The organism is Fibrobacter sp. UWS1 (genome assembly GCF_002300445.1).
Taxonomy (GTDB): domain Bacteria; phylum Fibrobacterota; class Fibrobacteria; order Fibrobacterales; family Fibrobacteraceae; genus Hallerella; species Hallerella intestinalis.
Map to the genome: position 1 here is coordinate 645,343 of NZ_NSGW01000002.1, position 22,771 is coordinate 668,113.

General features: G+C 48.4%; 22 protein-coding genes. 18 read left to right on the top strand and 4 right to left on the bottom strand.

Features of this window, described 5'->3' with window-relative positions; translation table 11 throughout:
• Window positions 1-30: 30 nt before the first annotated feature.
• The gene (locus BGX14_RS12935; protein ID WP_095880374.1) at window positions 31-990 is read right to left on the bottom strand and encodes a bifunctional oligoribonuclease/PAP phosphatase NrnA; all 960 of its coding nucleotides are present in this window, start codon (window positions 988-990) and stop codon (window positions 31-33) included.
• A gap of 191 nt (window positions 991-1,181) precedes the next feature.
• Between BGX14_RS12935 and BGX14_RS12940 the strand changes: the two genes are divergently transcribed.
• The 11 genes from BGX14_RS12940 to BGX14_RS12990 are packed head-to-tail and all read left to right on the top strand — an operon-like array spanning window position 1,182 to window position 10,802.
• Window positions 1,182-2,219 carry a D-alanine--D-alanine ligase gene (locus BGX14_RS12940; RefSeq protein ID WP_073302386.1) on the top strand — a complete coding sequence of 346 codons (1,038 nt, stop codon included), beginning with the start codon at window positions 1,182-1,184 and terminating at the stop codon, window positions 2,217-2,219.
• Window position 2,220: 1 nt separating this feature from the next.
• Complete coding sequence (gene tsaB, locus BGX14_RS12945; protein WP_095880096.1) at window positions 2,221-2,865, top strand: tRNA (adenosine(37)-N6)-threonylcarbamoyltransferase complex dimerization subunit type 1 TsaB; 645 nt, start codon at window positions 2,221-2,223, stop codon at window positions 2,863-2,865.
• On the top strand, window positions 2,858-3,319 hold the full coding sequence (rimI, locus tag BGX14_RS12950) for a ribosomal protein S18-alanine N-acetyltransferase (protein ID WP_158223326.1): 462 nt from the start codon (window positions 2,858-2,860) through the stop codon (window positions 3,317-3,319). Before tsaB ends, rimI begins: the two co-directional genes overlap by 8 nt.
• A 13-nt stretch (window positions 3,320-3,332) precedes the next feature.
• Window positions 3,333-4,202, top strand: coding sequence for a YdcF family protein (locus BGX14_RS12955; RefSeq protein ID WP_083545603.1), 870 nt, complete (start codon window positions 3,333-3,335; stop codon window positions 4,200-4,202).
• 3 nt (window positions 4,203-4,205) lie between these two features.
• Window positions 4,206-5,357, top strand: coding sequence for a hypothetical protein (locus BGX14_RS12960; protein WP_095880097.1), 1,152 nt, complete (start codon window positions 4,206-4,208; stop codon window positions 5,355-5,357).
• 10 nt (window positions 5,358-5,367) lie between these two features.
• Window positions 5,368-6,474, top strand: a complete 1,107-nt coding sequence (locus tag BGX14_RS12965; RefSeq protein ID WP_095880098.1) for a hypothetical protein — start codon at window positions 5,368-5,370, stop codon at window positions 6,472-6,474.
• Window positions 6,475-6,491: 17 nt separating this feature from the next.
• Window positions 6,492-6,956 (top strand): hypothetical protein, encoded by a 465-nt coding sequence (locus BGX14_RS12970; protein ID WP_073302395.1) that lies wholly within the window; start codon window positions 6,492-6,494, stop codon window positions 6,954-6,956.
• A 1-nt stretch (window position 6,957) separates the two neighbouring features.
• On the top strand, window positions 6,958-7,986 hold the full coding sequence (locus BGX14_RS12975; protein ID WP_095880099.1) for an NAD-dependent epimerase/dehydratase family protein: 1,029 nt from the start codon (window positions 6,958-6,960) through the stop codon (window positions 7,984-7,986).
• Window positions 7,970-8,713, top strand: coding sequence for a glycosyltransferase family 2 protein (locus tag BGX14_RS12980; protein WP_095880100.1), 744 nt, complete (start codon window positions 7,970-7,972; stop codon window positions 8,711-8,713). Before BGX14_RS12975 ends, BGX14_RS12980 begins: the two co-directional genes overlap by 17 nt.
• Window positions 8,706-9,575 (top strand): NAD(P)-dependent oxidoreductase, encoded by an 870-nt coding sequence (locus tag BGX14_RS12985; protein WP_073302399.1) that lies wholly within the window; start codon window positions 8,706-8,708, stop codon window positions 9,573-9,575. The genes BGX14_RS12980 and BGX14_RS12985 overlap by 8 nt, the downstream gene beginning before the upstream one ends.
• A 60-nt stretch (window positions 9,576-9,635) precedes the next feature.
• Window positions 9,636-10,802, top strand: coding sequence for a hypothetical protein (locus tag BGX14_RS12990; RefSeq protein WP_095880101.1), 1,167 nt, complete (start codon window positions 9,636-9,638; stop codon window positions 10,800-10,802).
• Between the two features lie 81 nt (window positions 10,803-10,883).
• Here the strand turns inward: BGX14_RS12990 and BGX14_RS12995 are convergent, their stop codons facing one another.
• Window positions 10,884-13,379, bottom strand: coding sequence for an ATP-dependent helicase C-terminal domain-containing protein (locus tag BGX14_RS12995; RefSeq protein WP_095880102.1), 2,496 nt, complete (start codon window positions 13,377-13,379; stop codon window positions 10,884-10,886).
• Window positions 13,380-13,388: 9 nt separating this feature from the next.
• Entirely contained in the window at window positions 13,389-13,856 is a 468-nt protein-coding gene (locus tag BGX14_RS13000; RefSeq protein ID WP_143159303.1) for a hypothetical protein, read from the bottom strand.
• A gap of 110 nt (window positions 13,857-13,966) precedes the next feature.
• Here BGX14_RS13000 and speA point away from each other — a divergent pair, with 110 nt between their 5' ends.
• From speA to fabZ, 7 genes are all read left to right on the top strand, one after another.
• Window positions 13,967-15,868: a biosynthetic arginine decarboxylase gene (gene speA / locus BGX14_RS13005; RefSeq protein ID WP_095880103.1), complete on the top strand. Its 1,902-nt coding sequence runs from the start codon at window positions 13,967-13,969 to the stop codon at window positions 15,866-15,868.
• Window positions 15,869-16,058: 190 nt separating this feature from the next.
• Window positions 16,059-17,120 (top strand): BamA/TamA family outer membrane protein, encoded by a 1,062-nt coding sequence (locus BGX14_RS13010; RefSeq protein ID WP_158223327.1) that lies wholly within the window; start codon window positions 16,059-16,061, stop codon window positions 17,118-17,120.
• Between the two features lie 12 nt (window positions 17,121-17,132).
• Entirely contained in the window at window positions 17,133-17,546 is a 414-nt protein-coding gene (locus BGX14_RS13015) for a thioesterase family protein (protein ID WP_083545608.1), read from the top strand.
• A gap of 113 nt (window positions 17,547-17,659) precedes the next feature.
• Window positions 17,660-17,905 (top strand): acyl carrier protein, encoded by a 246-nt coding sequence (locus BGX14_RS13020; RefSeq protein ID WP_073302409.1) that lies wholly within the window; start codon window positions 17,660-17,662, stop codon window positions 17,903-17,905.
• Between the two features lie 25 nt (window positions 17,906-17,930).
• Window positions 17,931-20,327 (top strand): beta-ketoacyl-[acyl-carrier-protein] synthase family protein, encoded by a 2,397-nt coding sequence (locus tag BGX14_RS13025; protein ID WP_095880105.1) that lies wholly within the window; start codon window positions 17,931-17,933, stop codon window positions 20,325-20,327.
• A gap of 15 nt (window positions 20,328-20,342) precedes the next feature.
• Window positions 20,343-21,074 (top strand): SDR family NAD(P)-dependent oxidoreductase, encoded by a 732-nt coding sequence (locus BGX14_RS13030; RefSeq protein ID WP_073302413.1) that lies wholly within the window; start codon window positions 20,343-20,345, stop codon window positions 21,072-21,074.
• Window positions 21,075-21,076: 2 nt separating this feature from the next.
• Window positions 21,077-21,520, top strand: a complete 444-nt coding sequence (fabZ, locus tag BGX14_RS13035; RefSeq protein ID WP_095880106.1) for a 3-hydroxyacyl-ACP dehydratase FabZ — start codon at window positions 21,077-21,079, stop codon at window positions 21,518-21,520.
• A gap of 178 nt (window positions 21,521-21,698) precedes the next feature.
• On the opposite strand, the gene BGX14_RS13040 is transcribed toward fabZ, so the two are convergent.
• On the bottom strand, window positions 21,699-22,709 hold the full coding sequence (locus BGX14_RS13040) for a YafY family protein (protein ID WP_073302417.1): 1,011 nt from the start codon (window positions 22,707-22,709) through the stop codon (window positions 21,699-21,701).
• Between the last annotated feature and the right edge of the window lie 62 nt (window positions 22,710-22,771).

Consider the following 22,771-nt stretch of genomic DNA (forward strand, 5'->3'; position numbering starts at 1 on the left):
CTGTTGAAATTGTCGACAAAATAGAAAATTTTAGGAAATGGATTTTTGCAGTTGTTCCCGAATCATTTCGAGCAGTTGGGGAATCACGCTTTCGGGTGTTCCGGAAATGCTTGCGCCTGCTGCTTTTTGATGGCCGCCTCCGCCGAATGCCGCTGCAATTTTATTCACATCGACGATATAGTTGGAACGAAAACTGATTTTGTATTGCCCATTTGCCGGGTAAATGAAAAACGCGACTTCTGTTCCGCCGACTTCCCGTAAAACGTCTATGGTGGAGCTCAGATCGATGGGGGTTGCGTCAAAATGTTGCAGGTCTTCGGGAGTGACGAAGGAGTAGATGACTTTCCCTTCCAAAGCGAGCTTGCTGTTTTCCATGGCGAAACCGGTAATGCGAGTGGCTTTATAGGTTCGGGTGTAATACGTTTCGTTGATGATGCGGGAAAATTCGCAGTTTTTGCCAATCAGGTCGCCTACGATATTCATGGTGCGTTTTCCTGTGGAACTGAATTTGAACGCTCCCGTGTCGTGTACAATTCCCAGATAAATGCAATTTGCCGTATTTTGGCTTACTTTGTCTGCAATCATTTGGGTGTAGAGAACTTCGCTGGCGGAACTCGCTTGGTCTTTCACAATGTTTTTGTCGCACAGATTGAGAGGATTGCTTATATGGTGGTCGATGTTGCACGTCCGTTTTGCGCGCACGAGGGCTTCGGCGGCGCAAGCTCCGCAGCGATCTAAGGAAGAGGTGTCCAACAAAAAAGCCAGATCTATTTCCCGCCCGTCATATTGGGGAAGGATTTTGTCCGCTCCGTTCAAAAGGCGGAAGCTTTCCGGAAAGGGTTCTGCAAAAACCTGCACGTCGATTTCGGGGTAATTTTCGATAATGTAATTGTATAGCCCGAGGCAGGATCCGATGCAATCGCCGTCGGGACGAACGTGTCCAAAAATGGCGATGTTTTTTGCGGTGGAAATCATATTATCGAGAATCATGGCAAAAACCTTTTTCGCTGAAAATGGAATGTGCAGAAACATAGCAAAAGAATTTCAAGGCGTTGTCGCTGAAATACTTGAAATAGAGAAGTGGCGGAATGCTTACAGGAGCGCATACTTAGGAGTACCGAGAAAATTTCATCTTGTTTTTTGTTACATTTTGAAACGAAAATTTTCAAGAAGGTTTTTGTATGTCGCGTTTGCGTGTATTGGTCTTGATGGGCGGTTATTCTACGGAACATGATGTTTCTGTAACCAGCGGCACCGGAGTGATTCGGGCGATGGATTCCACAAAATACAACGTTCATCCGGTTTTGATTCAAAAGGACGGAACTTGGATTTGGTCTTCCAGAGAACTTTCCCCTTACCAGAAAGACAATTTCTCGGAAAATTATTTCTACAGCTTGGAAGGAACTAGCGCTCGTTCTGAAAAAAATCCATCGCTTGCGGAACTCCCCAGCGCGGATATTGCTTTTTTGGCGCTTCACGGAAAATGGGGAGAAGACGGGCATGTCCAGGCTCTGCTGGAAAACTGGGGAATTCCCTATACGGGTTGCGGCCTTTTGGCGAGCGCTCTTGCCATGGACAAAGTGCTTTGCAAAGCGGCATATCTTTCGGCGGGGATTGCAACTCCGCCTTATCGGGTTCTTTTCCGCGACGGTTTTTGTGGCGACGATCTGGTCAATGCCGCCGATGCTTTGGGCTTTCCGCTGGTCATTAAAGATCCTGTCGGGGGGTCGAGCATCGGGATGGGAATCGCCAAGAATATGGATGAAGCCGGCGAAATCGTCAATCGGCTTTTCCAGCAGTCCTCTCGGCTTCTTTGTGAAAAATTTATTGCCGGCGGTGAAGCGAGCTGCGGTTATATGGACGGCCTCGAAAAACCGCTCCCGCCCACGGAAATGCGGATGACAACTCGCGAATATTTTGATTACGATGCCAAATATAATGGGGAATGTCGGGAAGTGACTCCGGCGGAATTCCCCGAGGAATTGACACGACGCATTCAGCAACTGGTCAAAAAAGCGCATTTGGCTATCGGTGGCGCGGGGTATAGCCGCACGGACGTGCGCATTGATTCGGAAGGGAATTTGTGGGCTTTGGAAACGAACACGCTGCCGGGAATGACGCCCAGTTCCATTCTTCCTGCGGAAGCGGCTGCGGTGGGCATCGGATACTCGGCTCTCATCGATCACATCATCGCCACCAGCCTTAAAATCAGTCGGTAAAATGAATCTGGATCTTGTTTTGGATACTTCGCGCAAAGGAATCGCTCTCGGCATTTACGATTCGGGCAAGCCGCTTTGCGAACGGTTTGAACCGGAATCTCGAGGTGAAAATCTCGGGCGTTTTTTGGACGGGATTCTGCAAAATGCGGCGTTCACTTTGGACGACATCAAGCGCGTTCTGGTGACTCTCGGTCCCGGCTCGTTTACCGGCTTGCGGACGGGAATCGCCTTTTGCGAAGGGCTTTGCTTTTCCCAAAAGCGAAGTCTGTTCGGCGTTTCGACATTGCGCGCTCTGCGTTCTTTGGGCGCAAAAGATTGCGTTGTCGTTTTGTTTGCCCGGTCGGGATTTTTTTATGTCGGCACTTCAGAGGCTGAACTGTTTATCTCTGTAGAAGATGCCGTTCAGAAATTTGCCGAAGAGAAACGGGTGCATTTTGTGGTGGACAGCCGTTCGGCGGAAGAGGAAATTTTTCAAAAATATATCCGGGAGGCAAAAGCTGAAGTCGTTGTTTCCGCAGGTGATGAAATCGCTCCGTTCTGCCGTTTTTTTGCGGAATTGGAACCGAGCTCTCTATTGAGTGCCAATTATATTCAGCCTTCGTATTATGAACGTCGGGGAGCGATGGGGGTAAATGCTCATGTCTGATTTTGCCATGACTATTCGGGAAATGGAAGAAAAGGATTTTGCTGCGGTTCTTGAAATCCAGAATGCAACGCATTTTGAAAATTGGGACGAAAAGGCTTTGCGAAATCTTTGGATGAAAACCTATACATTTGCATTTGTGGCGGAAGCTCCGGATGCGCAGGGCGAGTGGAAAGTAGCGGGATATGCGTTGTTCGCTTTGGCGGCGGACGAAGCGGAACTTCTGGCGATTTCGACTGCGCCCGAATTTCTCCGAAAGGGAATCGCTTCGGAAATTTTTGCCGAGGGCGAAGAAGCTCTTGCCGATGCGGGCGCACGAAATTTTTATTTGGAAGTCCGTGAAAAAAATCGGGCGGCTATTGCATTTTATCAAAGTTTGGGATTTGATAAATGCGGAGAACGTCGGGAATATTATTCGGATGGTGAAAATGCCGTTCTAATGTCGCGTCCTCTGTGAAAAGGAATTGCCCATGAGTCGAATTTTTAAGCCTATCTCCGACTTGCGAAAAGAAAAACGCCGTGCGCGTTCTTTGTTCCGAATAAAAATTGCTGTCTCTCTGCTTGTTTGCCTGATTCTTTTTTACGTTCTGATTTCTTACAGCGGCCACTGGCTTGTGAAAGACGATTCTTTTGAACACGTGACATGGGCGGTGATTTTAGACGGGCAGAGCGGGGATTTGGAACGTTCCGATTTTGCTGCGGATTTGGTTCGGAATGGCAAAGTGGATTCCATTCTGGTCTTGGGTCGGCGGGTTTTTCGCGACAAGAGCAATGCGGATTTTTATGCTGAAGACTTGGAAGACGTCGCCGGGATGGATCCGGGAATTCTTTACGTCTTTCGCCATGACGATCCGAGTACAGTCGAAGAAGCGGTTTCCGTGGTGCCTTGGTTTAAAAGAAAGAATGTGCGGGATACGGTTTTGCTGCTGACTTCGGCTCCGGCGACTCGGCGGGCGGCGTTCCTCTTCAATAAATTATCAGGCGGAAGCCCTGTATTTATTACGGCGGATTTGCACAGCTGGCGCTTTAATGCGGATGGCTGGATTTTTGAACGGGAGGCACGCAAGAGTTGGCTTCGCGAATGGTTGGCGTATTTAAATGCCAAATGGGAAATGCTGGGCGTGGATTCGTTGAGCGCCACAAGCAGACCCGTGCGATCTCCGGAACCTTGGAAAACACCAGAAGTCAGTGTCCCTCGTGTGAAAGTCAAGACCGAAAAGCTGATGTCCATCAAGGAAACGATTGCTTTGCAGGATTCGGCGGCAAAAGCCGAAGTTGCTGAATCCCAAAAAGAATTTCCCGCGGACAGGATGGATTCAAGTTCAAAAAAACAGGAATAACGAATGAAAAAACTGGCATTACTCGCTTTCGTTTTTTTGGCGTCGTGCTATAGCCCGGAGCAATATGAAGGAAAAATGGCTTCGGGAAATATCGCGGCAGATTCAGAATTTGGCACCGTGTATGAAGTCAATGGAGGAAAGCAGATTTGCAATCCGTCGGTGACGATGGATGCCGAGCGTTATCCAGGAGCCATGCTCTGGCTGAATTTTTCGGGGACGCTGAATGTAAATGAAACCGAGGGCTTTACGACGACGAAAGTCGGGGAACACGACCGCCTGACGATTTCGGATACGGCAGGGAATGTTCTGTGGTTTATCATGCTGGATTCCGTTGGTGCGGAATGCGAATTTCAGGATCCGGAATGGAGTACCGATTCGGATTATATTGTGGCTTTGGCCGGTTCCAATGCCAAAGGATCTCGGGGCTGCGATGAAGTGGAGTATAAAATCGTCGCCATTCGTCTCTCGGATAAAGCGTTCATCACTCTTTCGGACAGCGTCGTGGATGAAGCGGCGAATCCGCATCTTTGGCTGGGGGAACGTTCGGCCAAGGTGGATTCGACCGATAAAGTCGCCAAATTTTTTGGAACTTCGCAAATTAAATTCGTCTATAAAAATCCGGCAGGATCGCTTGTCTATGTAGATTATGCAAAATCTCCCAAGCCTAAAAAGTTAAAGGCTCCGGCGAATGCTTCGGGCAATATGCTGGACTCGCCCTTGATTTCTCCGGACGGCAATTTTATCGTGTACGACAAACTCAATTCCTCGTATTCATGGAATTCGTATATACAGGAATTGTCGGAATCGTCCTCGCCGATAGAGATGGAGCGGACGGCGGACATGCTTTCCAATCCCGTATTTCCGCATTGGTGGCAATTCGGTTCTAAACTTTTTGTGGTCTGGACGGAATTTGTCGACGGAAATTCATATTTGAACAAAAGCGATTTAACAAACGAAAGCACTTGGAATCGCTCTTTGGGCAGAACGTCCATGCGCGAAATTTCTGTAACGGCGGGCGCGCCGAATGATGTCGCTTTGGCTTGGAATGGCGAGGTACGTGAAATTGCGCCGATACCGCTGATAGGCGGTCGTTCTCCGGATGGGCATTTTATCGCTTCCGGTACAAATAACGGTTATTTGCTTTATATCCCGTGAGGTCGCCAGAATGAAAAAGAAAACCTCGGTTATTTTTGCAGCGTTTCTCGGTCTTTCGATGGCTTTTCTCGTTCCGCAAGCCCCGACAACTCCTTGGGAATCCATTGGCGGATGTGGAGCCGGCGGCAGCGGCGGCGGAGCTTCGGATGGTATCAAGTGGATTGGGCAAGGGGTAAACGGCGGACTTGTGGAAGCGGAAATTTTTGCGAAGGAAAATGTCGGAGAAAATTATTCGGCGTTCACGCTCACGCCCCGCTTTTCTTTTAAACCGTCTTGGTCCACTTCGGTAGGCGTTACGCTTCCGTTTATGTCTCATCGGGGAGAAGTGCAATATCGCACCAACCAGGCTCCTGTGGATCGGACGACTGGCGGTTTCGGCGACATTTCATTTGATGTTTCTCAAATCGTGGGAAGCGGAGGCGCGGCCAATATTTCTTTGGCTCTTACGATTCCGACGGGGCAGTATGACATCAAGCGCGGAACGGATGCTTCGCAGGAATTTTTACCGGCGGGATTTCAGAAAGGTTCGGGCGTTTATTCGCTGGCCTTGGGCTGGAATTACACCCGGGACACAGAAAATGGAATGTGGCTTTACTCCCTGACCTATACGCATCCGTTCAACGTGAGCTTCAGCGGGGAAAACGCTTTTAACGATTCCTACTGGAAAAATTACGATACGGACGGCGACGATCGTTTTGATTATCATTTCAAATGGTATGGTGAAAACGATTTGGGCGGATTTACGCCGTCGAGCATTTCGGCAAGCGTCGCTTACGCTTATCGCGGGCAGGAAAATTTTGTGCATTCCTTTGGACTTACTTTTTCGGCTCCATTCGGAGTCGCTTGGATTCCGTCCGAAAAAGTCGGCGTTTATGACCCTCGCCCGGACCCCGATCATCAGGCTTGGTCTGCGGCATTTGTTTACGGTTTGGAATTTTCTCGCTCGGATTATCCGATTTTTGTTGCGTTCTCGCTCCCGTTGCACGACAAGGCGAATGCGGCGGATCCCGATGACGAATACGACGAAAGTCCCATGCGCAAGTGGAATTTGCCCGATTGGGATTCTTTCCTTCAAGAATGGACTTTAGCGATTGGCATTAAAGCCAGTTTCCTCTAATTACACAGGAGAATATCATGAAAAAAATGGCTCTTTCTTCTCTTTTTGCCGCCGGACTTTTGGTCGCTTGCGGCAGTTCCAGCTCCAGTTCTGATGACGACGCTTCGTCCAGCAGCCAAGAAACTCCGAGCTCTTCTAGCTCTCTCGCGGACTGCACCTTGAAAGAAGAGGGCGTAAAAATCCTTTTGCCGGAGTCCAATTCGGAATGGAAAATCGGCGATTCGATTACGGTTCAATTTGTCGCCAACTATGTGAATGCGGGAGGCTTCCGTGTGATTTACAAAGTGGACGAAAATGATAAGGGAACGGATCTTTTCAGTGGCTCTGTCGGCGAGGAAGCTCCGGATGGTACATCTTGCACGACGGTTTCGGCATTTCTGGATGCGGATGTGGTACAGCCTTCGGACAATGCCGTTTTGCGGGTTCAGTCTTATAATGCCCCGAAAATTCGCAATGACGTCCAGATTGTCGTAAAGGAATAAATTGTCGAACTCCATCGCTTTGGTCGGTGCGGGCGGTTTTATAGGCTCGCACTGGATTCGTGCGCTGCTTGCGCGAACGGACTATCGTATTTTGGCTGTGGATTTGGATTTCCATCGGATTGACGATTTGCGGAAAGCGAAAATCGATCGTGTGGATTTCTTGGAAAACGACATCGCGGACTCTGAGGTCATTCAAAAAGTGGCGCAGTGCGATATTGTCGTCAATTTAGCGGCGATTTGTACGCCTAGTCGCTATATGGGCGAATCGCTTGCGGTAATCGAAAGCAATTTTACGCATCCGGCGGCACTTGCAAAAGCCTGTGCGGAATCTGGCGCTTGGCTGATTTATTTTTCCACTTCCGAAGTTTATGGAAAGACTTCTGCCCAGGCAAAGCCTTTAGATGAAGATGCGTCCGATTTTGTGCAAGGAGCTGTCGGGGCTTCCCGCTGGTCGTATGCTGTCGCCAAACAGCTTTCGGAACGGTACATTGCTGCATTGCCAAATTTGCGCTGGTCTGTTGTTCGTCCGTTTAATTTTGTCGGCCCGTGGATGGATTTTATGCCCGGTGTCGATGGGGAAGGCATTCCGCGTGTACTGGCGAATTTTTCCAGTGCCCTTTTAAAAAATGAACCGATGATTTTGGTGAATGGCGGCGTCGCTCGGCGTTCTTTTACGGCGATAGATGATGCGGTTGAATTTATGTTTTGCCTTTTGAATCATCCGGAAGCGGCTTATGCGCAGGCTTTTAATGTCGGCAATTTGCAAAATGAATTGTCGATAAGGGAACTCGCCGAATGGATGCGGGAAATTTACGCACAAATGAAAGGATGCTCGGTAGAGTCCTTGCCAGCGATGCGGGAAATGTCTGGGGAAGAGTATTACGGCAAGGGATATGAAGATTCTTTGCGCCGCGTTCCGTCCGTTGTCAAAGCGGAACGTCTATTGGGATTTAAAGCACGGAAACCATTGCGTTCGGCACTGGAAGAATCCTTGAAATGGTTTGCGGAGTTTTATGGAATACCGTCGTGATCTTTATATTTTCATTCCCGCTTACAATGTGGAAAAAGAACTGGCGGAACTTTTGAAATCCATTCCTGCACAGGTACTTTCCCGAACTGCGGAAGTCTGCATTATCGATGATGGGAGTAGTGACGCTACTCTTCAAATCGCTCAAAAATTTTCGCGGGAAGAATTTCGCACTTCGGTACATATCAAATCTTTTGCAGAAAATAGAGGCTATGGGGCGGTTGTTCAATGCGGACTTTCGCGCGCCAAGGAACTGGCTGAACTGCTTCACGTCAAATATGCGATTTGCCTACATGGAGACGGGCAATATGCGTCGAGTGCCATTCCCGAAATGCTTCGGGTTTTGGAAAATTCGGATGCGGTCATTTGCCAAGGCTCCCGGATGCTGGGCAATGCGCGTCAGGGAAAAATGCCGTTTTATAAATTCTGGGGCGGAAAATTTTTGACATTCATTGAAAATTTGGTATTTGCGAACAAATTAACGGATAGGCATAGCGGATTGATTGCGTACAAAATCAGTTTTTTAAAAACGGTGAATTTGGAAAAATTGAGTTCGTCGTTTGATATCGATTTTGAATTGCTTGCCCTTGCAGATTCGCGGCATTTTCGCATTGCCGAAGTTCCTATTCCCACGCGCTATGCGGGCGAAAAATCCCACTTGCGGGTAATTCCCTACGGTTTGCGGGTTTTAAAACACGTGTTCCGAAAATGGAAAGGCGAATATGGCTGACATCTTGATTACGGGCGGTGCAGGCGTTGTCGGAAGCAAATTGTGCCGACTGTTTTTGCAACAAGGATTTTCCGTCCGGGTTTTGACTTTGCCGGGGCAAAATAGTGCGTCGATTCTTCCGCAAGAAGTCGAAGTCTTTGAAGGGGATGTCACCAAGCCCGAAACTCTTGGTGCCGCTTTTCAAAATGTGAACACGGTTTGTCACCTTGCGGCAGTAATCCTTGCTAAACAAAGTTCCGTTTTTGAAGAAGTCAATGTGGAGGGCACTCGCCATGTTCTTGCCGCTTGTCAAAAATCCGGTGTTAAAAGGCTGCTATTTGTTTCCAGTATTTCGGTGACATATCCGATTCTGACGGATTATGGAAAAAGCAAATGGGAATGCGAACGTCTGGTAAAAAATAGCGGGATTCCGTTTACGATTGTGCGCCCGACTTTGGTTGTTGAAAAGAACGGCGCCGCAGAGTATATGCTTTTTTGCCGGTATTTGAAAAAAACGCCTCTCGTTTTTTTGCCCGCTGGCGGCAAATGCCTAAAGCGTCCGGTTCGCACAGAGGATTTGGTCTGGGGAATTGTTCGGGCGGCAACTGCGGAAAAGGCGATTGGAAAAACGTATGCGCTGGCAGGAAGCAAAGTCCTTTCAATGGCAGAGATGGCGCGTATTTCTTTACATTGGATGGGAATGCAAAAAAGAATTGTCGGCGTTCCGCTATGGCTCTGTTGGGTTCTGGCAACCTTAAAGCAGATTTTGATTCCGGGCAGCGTTTCTGCGCGGCAGGCTCTTGCTGGATTTCGTTACGATGCGTCACCGGATATTGCAGAATCCGAAAAAGATTTGGATTATAGACCCGGAACACCGTTTTAAAATTGCCATTTTTCTTCAAATAGAATAGATTAGGAAAAGATTTAGCATCAAGAGGTTTTTATGATTTTGAAAAATTTTTCCGTTTTCTCTTTGGCTTCGGTGATGATGTTCGCCGCTTGCAGTAGTGACAGCTCAAGCAGCGCGAATTCGGAAATCGATTCGTCTTCTTCGGTTTCGGAGAAAGAATCGTCATCTTCTCAGGCTTCTGAAAGCGCGGGGCCTATTTGGGAAATGATGCAGGAAATGCCGAATATGGATTTAGGCGAACGCTACGGGGCAAAGCTCTGGCTTTCTGCGGGCAAAAACGGATTCTATTCTCTTTGGATTGTCGATACGGCGAATTCGGAAACCACTTATGGTACGGTTGCTAAAAAGGCCGGCATTTCTTCGGGAGAACTTCAATTTTCTTCTGCCGATGGTTTTGTCTTTGCCAAAGGGTTCCAGCCTGGCGATAGCTTCTTGAAAGAATTGGATAAGGGAATTTCTCTTCGCTTTTCTGTAGAAGATTCGTCGCTGATGGTTTCCATCAATGGCGAAGATGATTTTAAAGTGGGCAAGGCGACGCGCAAAATCGATAAAGACTATCTTTCCCGTTCGGATTCCCTAGTGGGTAAAACGCTGGAATGGAATTCCGGAGACGGCGAATCGGTCTATCGCTTTTATAAAAACGGTGAATATGTACGTCTTTTTGGAGACGACTCGGATGAAAATCAATTTGAGGCGGGATACTACGACATTCATCGTCAGCATTTGTTGACGACTCCGGTCCATTTTGCGGGCAAGGTTTTAACATTGGGCAATTACGCTCTTAAAATCGGTTCGGGCGAATATACTTTTGAAAGCTCCGATAATTCTGAAACTTATACGGTATCGTCGATGAAAGTGTCGTATCCGGATGCTGCGCTCTTAACGCAGAACGCTTGGGAAGCGGAAAGCAACGACTCTCTCAAATGGACGCTGGAAATGAAAGAAAACTCTTATGTGATTGCGGGGAAAACGGGATTGAATGACAATACGACAAAGATTCGCCGCGTCGGCGACTGGGGCGTTTTCGGGGACTATCTTGTTTTGACGGTGGACACTTGTCAAGCGGCGAAGCAAGTGAATTGCTATATGGAACGCGGGCAAATTCTCCAGCTGAAGGAGTCCGGATTTGAATTCGATAACTTTGACACGAAGAGCGAATACGCTACCCCGCGGGAATGGACGGCTGTCGAAATGGAATAGCGATATTCTGCGGAATTTTTATTTAACGCTTCGGATTTTTCCGAAGCGTTTTCCGTAGAAAAATGAATTCTGTCTTCGATTTTAGCTGCTGGAATTTTTGGCTTGCAATGGAGAAAGGATTTCTGGCCAAGGATGTTTCGGGTAGCGGCCACGGAGTTCTTTTCTTAATTGCGGGTAGGTGTTTTGCCAAAAACCGGTAAGGTCCCAAGTCTTTTGAGCCGTGCGAAAATTCGGAGCCAGAATGTCGTAGCGCACTTTGACTTTGCCTTGCGCAATCGTGTGTTCGCCGCGAAACGAAAGAAAGTCTTCGATGCGGGCGGATAGTTCGACCGGTGAATTTTCCGCATAATGGTAATGCGCTCGCTTTCCATTGGGGAGAGTCAGAGAATGGGGAAACATTTTTTCAAGCCATCCTATCATGTTTTCACCAAAGTATTCTTTCATTTTTTTGCGGAAGCGTTCTGCGGAAATATCCCGCATAAGAAAAATACCGTCGAAAAAATCTTCGGTGACGATTTCCACGTCTTCGTCATTCCAACTCGGCAAATCAAATTCCGGAAAATTTTCGGCGGCGAGTTTCATTTTGCAGAGCAGCGTCTTGTTTTCATCGTCCATCCACAAGTGAGAAAGGTTTTCCCTTTTGTGCCTTTCCATCCAAGTGCTTGCCGTCAAATCCTTGAGCTTTTTCAGAATCTCGGGACCGGCTTCTTGCGGCTGGATTTCTTTGCGGGAAATTTCCACTCCATTCCGAATGCGAATTTCGACGCCGATATAACGCTCTTGCCCAGAACGCCATAAAAGTTCATATCGCAATTCGGCGTTTTCTATTTCTAAAAAGCGGGACGGCACGGGAATGTAAAGGCCAGCGCGCATTTCGGATTTTTGCGCAGAATTTGTACGTAAAAGATGGAAGACGAGAATAGCGTCGGCATTTTCTACTTGAGATGGCGGCAAAGGAAAAATGTCGCTGGGCGTTTTGTAGGCGTTGCCGCTTTTTATAGCGAGGGACCCGGGAAACGCTTTCAGGAGCATTTGAGTGGTATCGTCTTGGGAATCGGGCTGTAAGCGGTGAGCGTCTTTGCTCTGGGCGTATTCTTGCAACCGTTTAAATGCCAGTCGGATTTCACGCGGAAGGCTGTTTTCTTTGGCGAGCAAGGATTGCGCCAGCTCCATGGCGTTGCGGGGAAAATGCTCTTTGGCCGAAACCTCTTCGGAATCCAGAACGGCGAACAGCGCGAGGGTGAGCGGAGAAAGCTTCTGCGCTTCGGAATAGGCTTTTGCGAGAGACAAATCGTTTAAGGGAATGTCCAGAACTTTTTCGCCCAGCGGGGAAATGTTGCCGTCGGCATCGATAAATCTGTTGTTCTGCAATTCGGCGAATGCTTTTTCGGCGAGTACTTTTTCGGGCTTTGTCGGAAGCGGCAATTCGGAAAAACGGCAAGAAGAATGCTTGGCTAGAGCGGCGACTTTTAAAAGGATAGGCTTCAAATCGCTCTTGAGAATTTCGGGAACGATGCCTTTGGGAAAAGTGCTTTCTTCCCGTTCGCTCCACAGGCGGATGCACACGCCTTGCTGTGTACGGCCCGCGCGTCCCGTACGTTGAACGGCGTTTTGCAGACTGATTCTGCCGAGTTTTAAAATATTTTTGTTTTGTGTGGGCAAAAATTCGGTCGCCCGTTCCAAGCCGGAATCGATAACGCCGGAAACGTTTGGAATGGTCAGGCTTGTTTCGGCGATGTTGGTCGAAAGGACGATTCTCGGGGTGTCCGAGTGAACAAAAATTTCGCGTTCCTCGTTTTTATTCTGGCCGCCGAAGAGTTCCAGAATCGGAACTTTTCCATATCCGAACGCTTCGTTCAAATGGCGATGTACGGAAGAAATTTCTCCTTTTCCCGGCAAAAAAACGAGGGTCGTTTTCCAGACTCCGTTCCGCTCCAGCGTGCGCAACGCTTTTTCCACATTCTTTCCCAGCGGTGTGCCGAAGGGGGATTCCTGATGGAGAATTTGTACGGAAAATCCGGGTTGCCCTACTTGCAGGCACGGCACTTGGAGAATTTCTTCGAGTTCTTTCCGGTTCAATTCGGCGGAAAGTACGGCGATTCGCGGAGCTAGCTCCGGCTTTGCTTTTTGCAATGCCAAAAAATAGGCGAGTAGTAGGTCCATTTCCGCGCGCCTTTCGTGAAATTCGTCAAAGACGATCCAGTCGAATTTTTCGTTCTGGTGCAAGACGGATTGCAAAAAACTGCCGTAGGTCGTGTAGAGGATTTTTGTCTTGTCGGAGAGTTTGCTTTCAAAACGGATTTTGTATCCGACGGTTGTGCCTTCTGGCGTTTCAGTCAATTGGGCAAGGAACCCGGAAAGACTCGTCGCTGCTAAACGTCTCGGCTCCAGAACGACGATTTTGGATTTTGTCGCTTCTGAATTTTCTTTTCCATCGGCAAGAAGCCAGGGGATTAAAGTGGATTTTCCTGAACCGGTCGGCGCGGTTAGCAAGAGATTTTTCCCTTTGGCTATTTCGGAACGAATAACTTCGGCACTTTCGTAAAGAGGAAGCGTGCGGAATGTGGAGATACCCATGAATTAAGATCAGCGGGGGTAGCGCAAATGTTCGGCGGTCGCCTTGTCTTTGTAAGGCCAGTGGGCGTTTTTCTTGTCCTTGTCCAGCATCAGATTTGTCAAGCGCCGTTGAAGCCCCGCTTCCGTTTTGCAGAAAAAGTAAACGACCTTGTTTTCTTTGGCGATGTAGAAAGAGGCGGCCTTGTATTTCATCTTGTAAACGTTCCGGAATGTCATGATATTTTCCCGCTTGGGAATGACTCGCCCGTTTTTGATTTCGCAGACGACGTCGGCATCGGCAAGCATCGCTTTTCCGGCATGAAGCACGAATTCCAGATTGGGAGCCGTATTCTTTTTAATGGTTTCCAAATCAAAAGCTCCACCGCCTTCTTTGATGACTCTGCGCACGGCTCGAATGGCGGCGAAAATCACGACAAGGACGACCAAAATGAGAAGAACCCACCAGTAATTGGCAAAAAAATCGGCAACTTGGGACATAAGACCTCGTAAAGTAAAATTCTCGCCGTAAAATAGAAAAATAACTCGGATTGTTTTTACTTTTTCTATTTTTGCTTGCAATTTCATAACCAAAGAGGTGCTCTTACGAAATGAAAACTTGGCGTATCGACGATTCTCGCGATTTGTATAATATCCGCGGATGGGGAATCAATTATTTCGACATCAACGAAGAGGGACACGCTACGGTTTGTCCACTTCGCACGAAAGGACCTTCGATAGATCTTTTCAAGTTGGTTCAGGAATTGGATCTTTTGGATATGCCCGCTCCGATTCTTTTGCGTTTCCCGGACATCCTCGATATGCGCATTGAAAAAATCAACGAGTGCTTCAACAAGTCGATTCAGGAATACGGATTCAAAGGCTCGTTTTACGATGTGTTTCCCATCAAGGTGAATCAGCAGCGAGCGGTTTTAGAAGAAGTCGTGCGCCACGGTAAAAAGTTCAACATCGGACTGGAAGCGGGATCCAAACCGGAACTTCATGCGGTTCTGGCGAATATGGACAATCCGAATGCGCTGATTATATGCAACGGCTATAAGGACGAAGATTTTATCGAGTTGGCGTTGCTCGCGCAAAAGATGGGAAAGAACATCTACGTCGTTGTGGAAAAAATAACCGAACTCCCGATGATTATTGAAATTTCCCGGCGCATCGGCGTCAAGCCGAATATCGGGCTCCGCATTAAACTGGCGTCCAGCGGTCAAGGGAAATGGGAGGAGTCCGGCGGATACAACAGCAAGTTTGGGCTGAGCAGTTCGGAACTTCTCCATGCGATGGACTTGATTCGCCAAGAGAATATGTGCGACTGCGTCAAGCTTATCCATTGTCATCTCGGCAGCCAGATTACGAACATCCGAAAAATCAAATCCGGCTTGCGGGAAATTTCGGAATTTTATGTGCAGCTGAAACAGCTTGGAATGGGAGTCGAATTTGTGGATGTCGGCGGGGGACTCGGTGTCGATTATGACGGCAGCCGCAGTGCGGCGACAGGCTCCGTAAATTACTCCATTCAGGAATACGCCAACGACATCGTCTATTCCATTTTTGAATCCTGCGAAAAATTTTCGTTGCCGCATCCGAATGTGATTGCGGAAACGGGGCGTGCCCTTTCGGCGCATCATTCCGTTCTGGTGTTCAATGTGCTGGAGACCGCTGGACCCGAATTTTTTGAAGACGGCAATTACGATATTCCCGAAGGTGCCGCCGATTCCATAAAAGATCTTTACGCCATTTTGAAAAATCTGAACGTTCGTAACTTGCTGGAAAACTGGCATGACGCTTTGCAAATCAATGACGATATTCTTTCGGGTTTCCGGATGGGCGGGGCGGTGGATTTGAAAACGCGAGCGCTGGCGGAACGTCTTTTTTGGAGCATCGCCCGGCGCGTGCACGAATTGTCCCGGGAGTTGCGCCACTCTCCGATGGAACTTGCCGAATTGCCGCGGCTTTTGGCCCGAAAATACTTCTGCAATTTTTCGCTGTTCCAGAGCTTACCGGACAGCTGGGCGATAGATCAGATTTTTCCGATTATGCCCATTCAGCGTTTGAACGAGGCTCCGACAGTCGATGCGACTCTTCAGGATATCACCTGCGATTCCGATGGGAAAATCGATATGTTCGTCAGTGGCGACGGGGTCTCGCGAACTCTTCCCGTGCACAATTTAAAACCCGGAGAGCCTTATTATCTGGCGGTTTATTTGGTGGGCGCTTACCAGGAAATTCTGGGCGATTTGCACAATCTTTTTGGGGATACGAATGCGGTGCATGTCGTCTGCGATGGCGACGGTTATCGCTTTGACCAGATGATTGACGGGGAATCCGTTGAAGATGTTTTGGACTATGTGAATTTTAGCGACAAGGCGTTGGTTCGCACCATGGAAAACTGGGTTTCTACTTCCGTCAAGGAAGGAAAAATCTCTCTTCAGGAAGGCAAGGAATTTTTGAACATCTATCGTTCTGGTCTTTACGGCTACACCTATTTGGAAGAGTAGGTGTTTGTTCGAATTGCCGAACCGCTGCAAATTTTGGAAAGTTTTTTTCGTCGCTCATTTTGATGGGCGAAAAGCGTTTTGCTTTTTTGCCCGTTCTTCGATTTTTATAAAATCGACGGTTCGAAATTTATCTATTTTCCCGCTCGGCATGCCGTTTTTCAAAAAAATAATCGCTCTCTGTTTTTTCTGGATGTCGTTGGCGTCTGCGGACGTGGCAATTTTTTCGCAGGACACCATTTCTATGGACACCAGTCGGCAGCAAAAATTCCAGCGTTATTCGGCGGTTCCTGTTATTGGCTACACCGAAGAAACCCGGATGCAGCTGGGCGCGATGATTCTTTTCTTTTTAAAGCCCGACGAGATCGATGGAAAGGTTCCGGAAATCGGCGTAACCGCTTATGGGTCTTCCCGCGGGCAATTTCAGTTTACGCTAGAACCCTATTTTTATTTCTGCCGCGACAAAATAAGCCTCTGGTTCGATTTGGAATACCAGGACTGGTTCGCGAGCTATTTCGGGCGGGGAAACTCTCCCGACATTGACGAGTTTACCAATTACAATCGCAAGAAACTCTATTTCGGAGCCAAGGTAGAATCTCGGCTAGGTCTTCCCGATTATTTGAAATACGGCTTGGAATTGCATATCGAAAGTTCGGAAATCGATTTTAAAAAGAGCAGCTCCACGCCGCTTCCGGATCCGCATTCGGGAAATCGCAATGGCGTGGGCTACCTGTTAGGCTTGGATACGCGGGACAATACGAATTGGACGCAGCACGGCTATTTAATCGAGTGGAAACAGATTTTTTTCAGCGATCAGCTGGGCGATTATTCCTTTGACAAGATGACTTTGGATATGCGGGCCTATACGATTTTGCCGTTTAGGACGACGGCGGCTTTTGGTTTCCTGTGGCAACGGGCGAATGGGGACGTCCCCTTTGATATGCTTGCCGGTCCCGATGGAATCAAGCGTTTTCGCGGAGTGGAAAGCCTGTATTTTGGCGATAACCAGGCGGTGATTTTGCAATCGGAAATCCGAAAGTATTTCGGCTGGCTTTTGGGCGGACACGTGTTTGTGGAAAGCGGAAAGGCGGGTGCCTATTTCAGCGAACTCATGCGGAATGAATGGCATCGTTCTGTAGGAGCCGGGGCGCTTCTCGCCTTGAATAAGAATGAACGCCTCTTTGCCCGCGCAGATGTTTCGTGGATTGATTTTGACCATATCGGGCTTTCTTTCTACGTTCGACAAGCCTTTTAATCGGGAGGAAATGTGGAAATTTGTCGCTATCGTTCCACCAGCCAAATCGAAGTTCGCTATGCGGAAACGGACCAGATGGGCGTCGTGCACCATTCGGTTTATGCCGTCTGGTTTGAAAAGGCGCGGACGGATTTTTTCAAGCAGATCGGTTCGACTTATGCGGATGTCGAAAAGGAGGGCTTTGTGTGTCCCGTTCTGGAATTGAACGTCCGGTATCGGAACCCAACGCATTACGGGGACGTGGTGAATATCGAAACGACTTTGGAACGCATTGGGCATTTGCATTTTCGTTTTCGCTACCGGCTTTCTGTCTCGGGCGTTTTGTGCACAACGGGATCGACTTTGCACTGTTTTTTGAAAGACGGCAAGCCGACTTGCGAATTGCCCGCTCAGGTTTCTCTCTTTTTTCCTCCCGAAGTCAAGTAGAACTTCATAATTTTATCGCTATTTGTTGCCGATTATCGCTCAATCTTTTAAAAAATGACCATTTTGTCTTTAAATTTTTCTATCCTTGCAAAAATTCTAAAACGAGGTAAAAAATGAACCAAGAAGAAGTCAAAAGCAAGCTCAAGGCGTTTTTCATGTCGGATCTCGGCGTCGATGGCGACGTGCTGAAGTACGATACGCCGCTCTTTGGCGAAGAAATCGGTCTGGATTCCGTGGATTCCTTGGAAATCATTTCTTTTGTGGATAGCAATTTTGGCGTTTCCATGACGGGTGCCGGTAAGGAACCGTTCCAAAGCATCGATACGATTGCCGATTTTATCGAAAAACATCAGGCTTAAGAATTTGTTTTAAACTGGGGACGCCATGACATCGAATGATTGCCGCTGTGTTGTTACGGGTTTGGGCGTAATTTGCGCCGTCGGGAACAACGTGGAAGAAACTTGGAAAAATGCTCTGAACTCGGTTTCGGGCATCCATAAAACGACCTCTGTCGATACGGAAAAGTGCTATGCGGATTTGGCGGCGGAAGTCCATTGCGACTCGCTGGACGAAATCGCGAATCCCGAAGAAAAGGACCGTGCTTCCAAACTTTGCATCAAGGCGGCGAACGAGGCTCTTGCCGACGCGAATCTTTCGGATTTTGCCGACGACCAGCGTGTCAGCGTGATTATCGGTAGCTGTGTCGGTGGCGTTCTCAGCGTGGAACATTATAATCGCCAAGGCAGAAACGCCGGCGACATTCCCAAGATGCCCATTGCGTCGATTGCTTCTCAGGTGGCGGAAACGTGCCGCGCCGGAGGCATTGTGACGAATGTGGCGAATGCCTGTGCGGCGGGAACGATTTCGATCGCCCTCGCTTGCGATTTGATTCGGGCGGGCAAAGCGGACGTGGTGATTGCGGGCGGTGCGGACTCTTTTGCGTCTGTTCCGTATTCCGGTTTTCTTTCGTTGCACGCTTTGGATGAAAACGGCTGCTCTCCTTTTAACCACTGCAACGGCATTACTTTGGGCGAAGGCGCGGGCATTGTCATTGTCGAATCGTTTGAACACGCGCAGAAGCGCGGAGCTAAAACGTATTGCGAAGTTTTGGGATCCGGAGTTACGAGCGATGCTCACCACATTACGGCTCCTCGGGAAGACGCCCTCTGCTTGACCGAAGCGATGGAACGCGCCGTCCGAAATTCGGGAATCCGGAAAAATGAAATCGGCTATGTAAATGCGCATGGCACGGGCACGGGCAAGAACGACGAAGCGGAAATCACCGCTTTCCAGAAATTCTTTGCCGAAGAAAATCCGACGGTAAGCGTCAGTTCGACTAAAGTGATGACAGGTCACTGTCTGGGAGCCGCCGGTGCCATTGAAGCGGTCTTCAGCATTAAGGCCTTGACGACGGATACGGTTCTCCCGACTTTGCATTATTCCGAAGAGGACTCCGTCGCTTTGCGTGAAAAAGTGGGCTCTCTGGATTTTGTGCAGAACGTCCCGCGCCAAAAAGAACTCCGGTGCGTCATGAGCAATAACGTGGCTTTTGGCGGAACCAATGCGAGCATCGTATTTTCCAAGGATGCCGGCAATGTCTCTGCTTTGACGGCGAAGAATTCTAAAATCGCCGTAACGGGACTCGGAATCGTAAGTCCTCTTGGCAACAGCAAGGCTGCCTATCTTGCCGCTGTCGAAAAAGATGCAAAGCCCGAAAGCGCGTCCATCCATTCGACTATCGTTCTGGACGACTATAAAGAACTGGGCATCAAAATGGCATTCTACCGCAAGCTTGATAATCTCGGACAGTTGCAGACCGTATCGGGAATGCGAGCCTTGCAGGACGCCGGGTTCAAAGTCACCGAGGAAAATGCAAAAAATATCGGTATTATCGTCGGAACGAGCGAAGGCGGCCTTGGCGCCACTTACGATTTTGAAGAACTGATTGCGAAGCTGGGCAATGCGCAGGGGAGCGCTTTCAAGTTCCCGCATACGGTTTACAATGCGGCTGGCGGCTATCTTTCGATTTGTTCCGGAATCAAGGGCTACGGCGTGACGATTACGACAGGCCCGCTTTCCGGACTGGACAGCATCGGATACTCCATGAATGTCATTCACGACGGTCAGGAACAGGCGATGATGGCGACAGGTTCGGATGAAAATTTGCCGATTATTACGGAATTTGCCCAAAAGATGCAAGTCGCTTCGGATTCCGTTACCGCTCCTTATTCTGGTTCGTCGGGTTGTGTCATGGGCGACGGCAGCGTTTCGATTCTCTTGGAAACGGAAGATTCCGCACAGGCTCGTGGCGCAAAAATTTATTGCTATGCGCTCGGTTATGGGCATGGCCGTAAGAACGTGAAGTTCGGGCATATTTCCGGCTCCGGCGAGGCTCTGGATTTGGCGATTCGTTCCGCAGTAGCGGATGCGGGAGTTTCCCTTGACGAAATCGATGCGGTTTGCGGATTTGCGAACGGCTGCAAAAAATTGGACGATATCGAAAAAGCGTCCCTTTCCCGCGTGTTCGGCGACCGTCTGGAAACGCTTCCGCTGGTGGAAGTGAAGGAACGCGTCGGCGAAGGCCGTGCGGGTGCAGCGGCTCTTGCTGCTGCGGAAGCGGCACTTCTTTTGAGTGGGGAACTGCAACGCGAAAACGCTTACTTTATCGGTAAAGACGGCGCGGTTCAAAAGAAATGCATCGAATCGATCGGACTGAAAAAAGTTTTGGTGATTTCATTTGCCACCGGCGGCTCTTACAGTGCTGTCGTTCTGGGAAAATAATCGAGTGAGGGTCAGATGAAAGTTGCGCTGGTCACAGGAGCTTCTAAAGGCATAGGCAAGGCTTGCGCCCTGCGTCTTGCTCAAGACGGCTATACGGTCGTCGTGAATTATTCCAGTTCGGACGCTGCGGCTCAAGAAACGCTTTCGCAAATCCAGGCGGCGGGCGGAAACGGAATGCTTTACAAAGCGGATGTTTCCAAACTCGATCAGGTGAAATTAATGATTCGCGAAGTCTTCAAGGCTTACGGCAGAATCGACGTGCTGGTAAACAATGCGGGCATCGTCCGGGACGAATATCTGCTGATGATCAATCCGGATACTCTTGACAAGTGCATGGATTTGAACGTTAAAGGCTACATCTATTGCGCACAGCAAGTCGCCTTGAAAATGTTCAAGCAAAAGTCCGGCGTCATCATCAATATGTCGTCCGTCAGCTCCAAATTTGCGCTCGCTGGCCAGAGCGTTTACAGCGCGACCAAGGGAGCGGTCAATTCGCTGACGCAGACGCTCGCCAAGGAACTCGGCGGTTACGGCATCCGCGTGAACGCTGTTGCTCCGGGATTCATCCAAACCGAAATGATCGATGCGATTCCCGAAGACAAGCGCAAGGAATATGTGGAGAAAATTCCGCTGAAACGTTTCGGTTCTCCAGAAGACGTGGCAAATATGGTTTCTGCTCTCGCTTCGGACCAATTTGCGTATGTCACGGGACAGGTTTTTGTTCTCGACGGAGGACTTTCCCTGTGAGCATGAATATCTATGAAATCAGCCAGCGCATTGCACAGCGTCCGCCGTTCCAGATGGTGGAAAAAGTCATCGAACTCGTTCCGAACGAATCGGCGACGGGCATTAAAAATGTGAGCGTGAACGAGCCTTATTTTATGGGGCATTTTCCGGGCACTCCCATTATGCCGGGCGTTCTGATTGTAGAAAGTTGCGCCCAGTTGTGCTCGCTTGTCATCGAGAAAAAGCCCGAAGACCTGGACGACAAACTTTACGTTCTTCTGAAAATCGACGGATTTAAATTTGTAAAGCCTGTCATTCCCGGCGATCAATTGGAAATGACCGTCACCAAAACGAAGGGCGGCGGCGTTCTTGTCGGGTTCAGCTGCGTTGTTAAAGTGAACGGCAATGTTCATGCCAAGGGTGAACTGACCTTTACGACGATTCCCAAGGAAAGTTTGGGAAAGTAGTGCTTTATTACGGCGAAGGTTGGAATTCTCTCAATTAAAATTTTTTCAACGTGCGAACATCTTTTTCGCACGTTGAATTTTTCTCGCTGAAAGCGAAGAGCTTCGTTTATGCACATGAATCTTAGGATCTAATCGCTCGTCGCTAATCACGCGATTACAAGATTGTATATACCACCCCTTATTTTGAATACAGGCTCACCAATTTGTTTCCCAAGTTCAGCATTTCATCCCGGAGCCACTTCGGTTTAACGACGGTTACGCTGTTTGGAGTGTGGAACAGCAGCCACTGTTTTAATTGAAAACCGATGTTCACTTTCATCGTGACGTGAAGAACTCCTTTGCGTTCGACGATTTTCATGGAAGGATGGTACGGACGTTCTTCTAAAATTTGCCGAGCAAAAGAAGGAAAGGTAAGGCGCACTTGTTCTACATCGCCGCTTCCAGCAAAAAGGGAACAGTCGTCAATTTTCTTTTCCAAAATTTTCCGAGATTCTGGCTTTTCGCAAAAACGGATGTTGGTGGGGAAGAGTTCCCGAATGCGGCTCAATTTAACGGCATACACCGCTCGGGAATCCTGGTGGCGAACGCAGGCCACATAAATTTCATTCTGATAAAGAACGATTCCCAAAGGAATGCGATTTGACGTTTTGATTTCGCCATTCAGATTTGTATAAAGAGTCTGTATTTCTCGGCGGCTACGGATAGTTTGTAAAACGGTGTGCAGTTTTTCTCCCGCAGTTTCATCGACTTTGGAAAAAGAACCCATAAAGTAAACTTTGGAAGAAATTTCCCTATAGACAGCTTTCAGTTTGTCTCGTTGGGCGTAGGGAAGGTTACTCTGGATTTTTTCCAGCAGTTCATCAATCAAATCGGCAGTTCCGGGGTAAATGTTCATAATTCCCTGCAGAAATACGAACTGCAACATAGAGTCTTCGAAGTTGGGTAAAGTTAATTTATCTAAAACATTCAGACCTGTTCGGTATGTTTTACGCGGTCCGCGACCTTCGCAGATGACGATATTGTCCGGCATTTCCACCAGAGTGTTTATGTCGCGCTGGACATTGCGTCGTTCCTTTTCGTCAAGATTTATCGCCCGCATCAATTCGGTTACCGAAAAAGATTTTTTCGGCTTTTTCAGCAATTCCACGAGTAGTTGGACGATTCGGCTGTTCTTTTTGATTTCGGCCATCGGATGTATTCCTTTGAAGCATTTAATTCGTCTTAATTTGTCGTATTGTAAATCTATCTTAT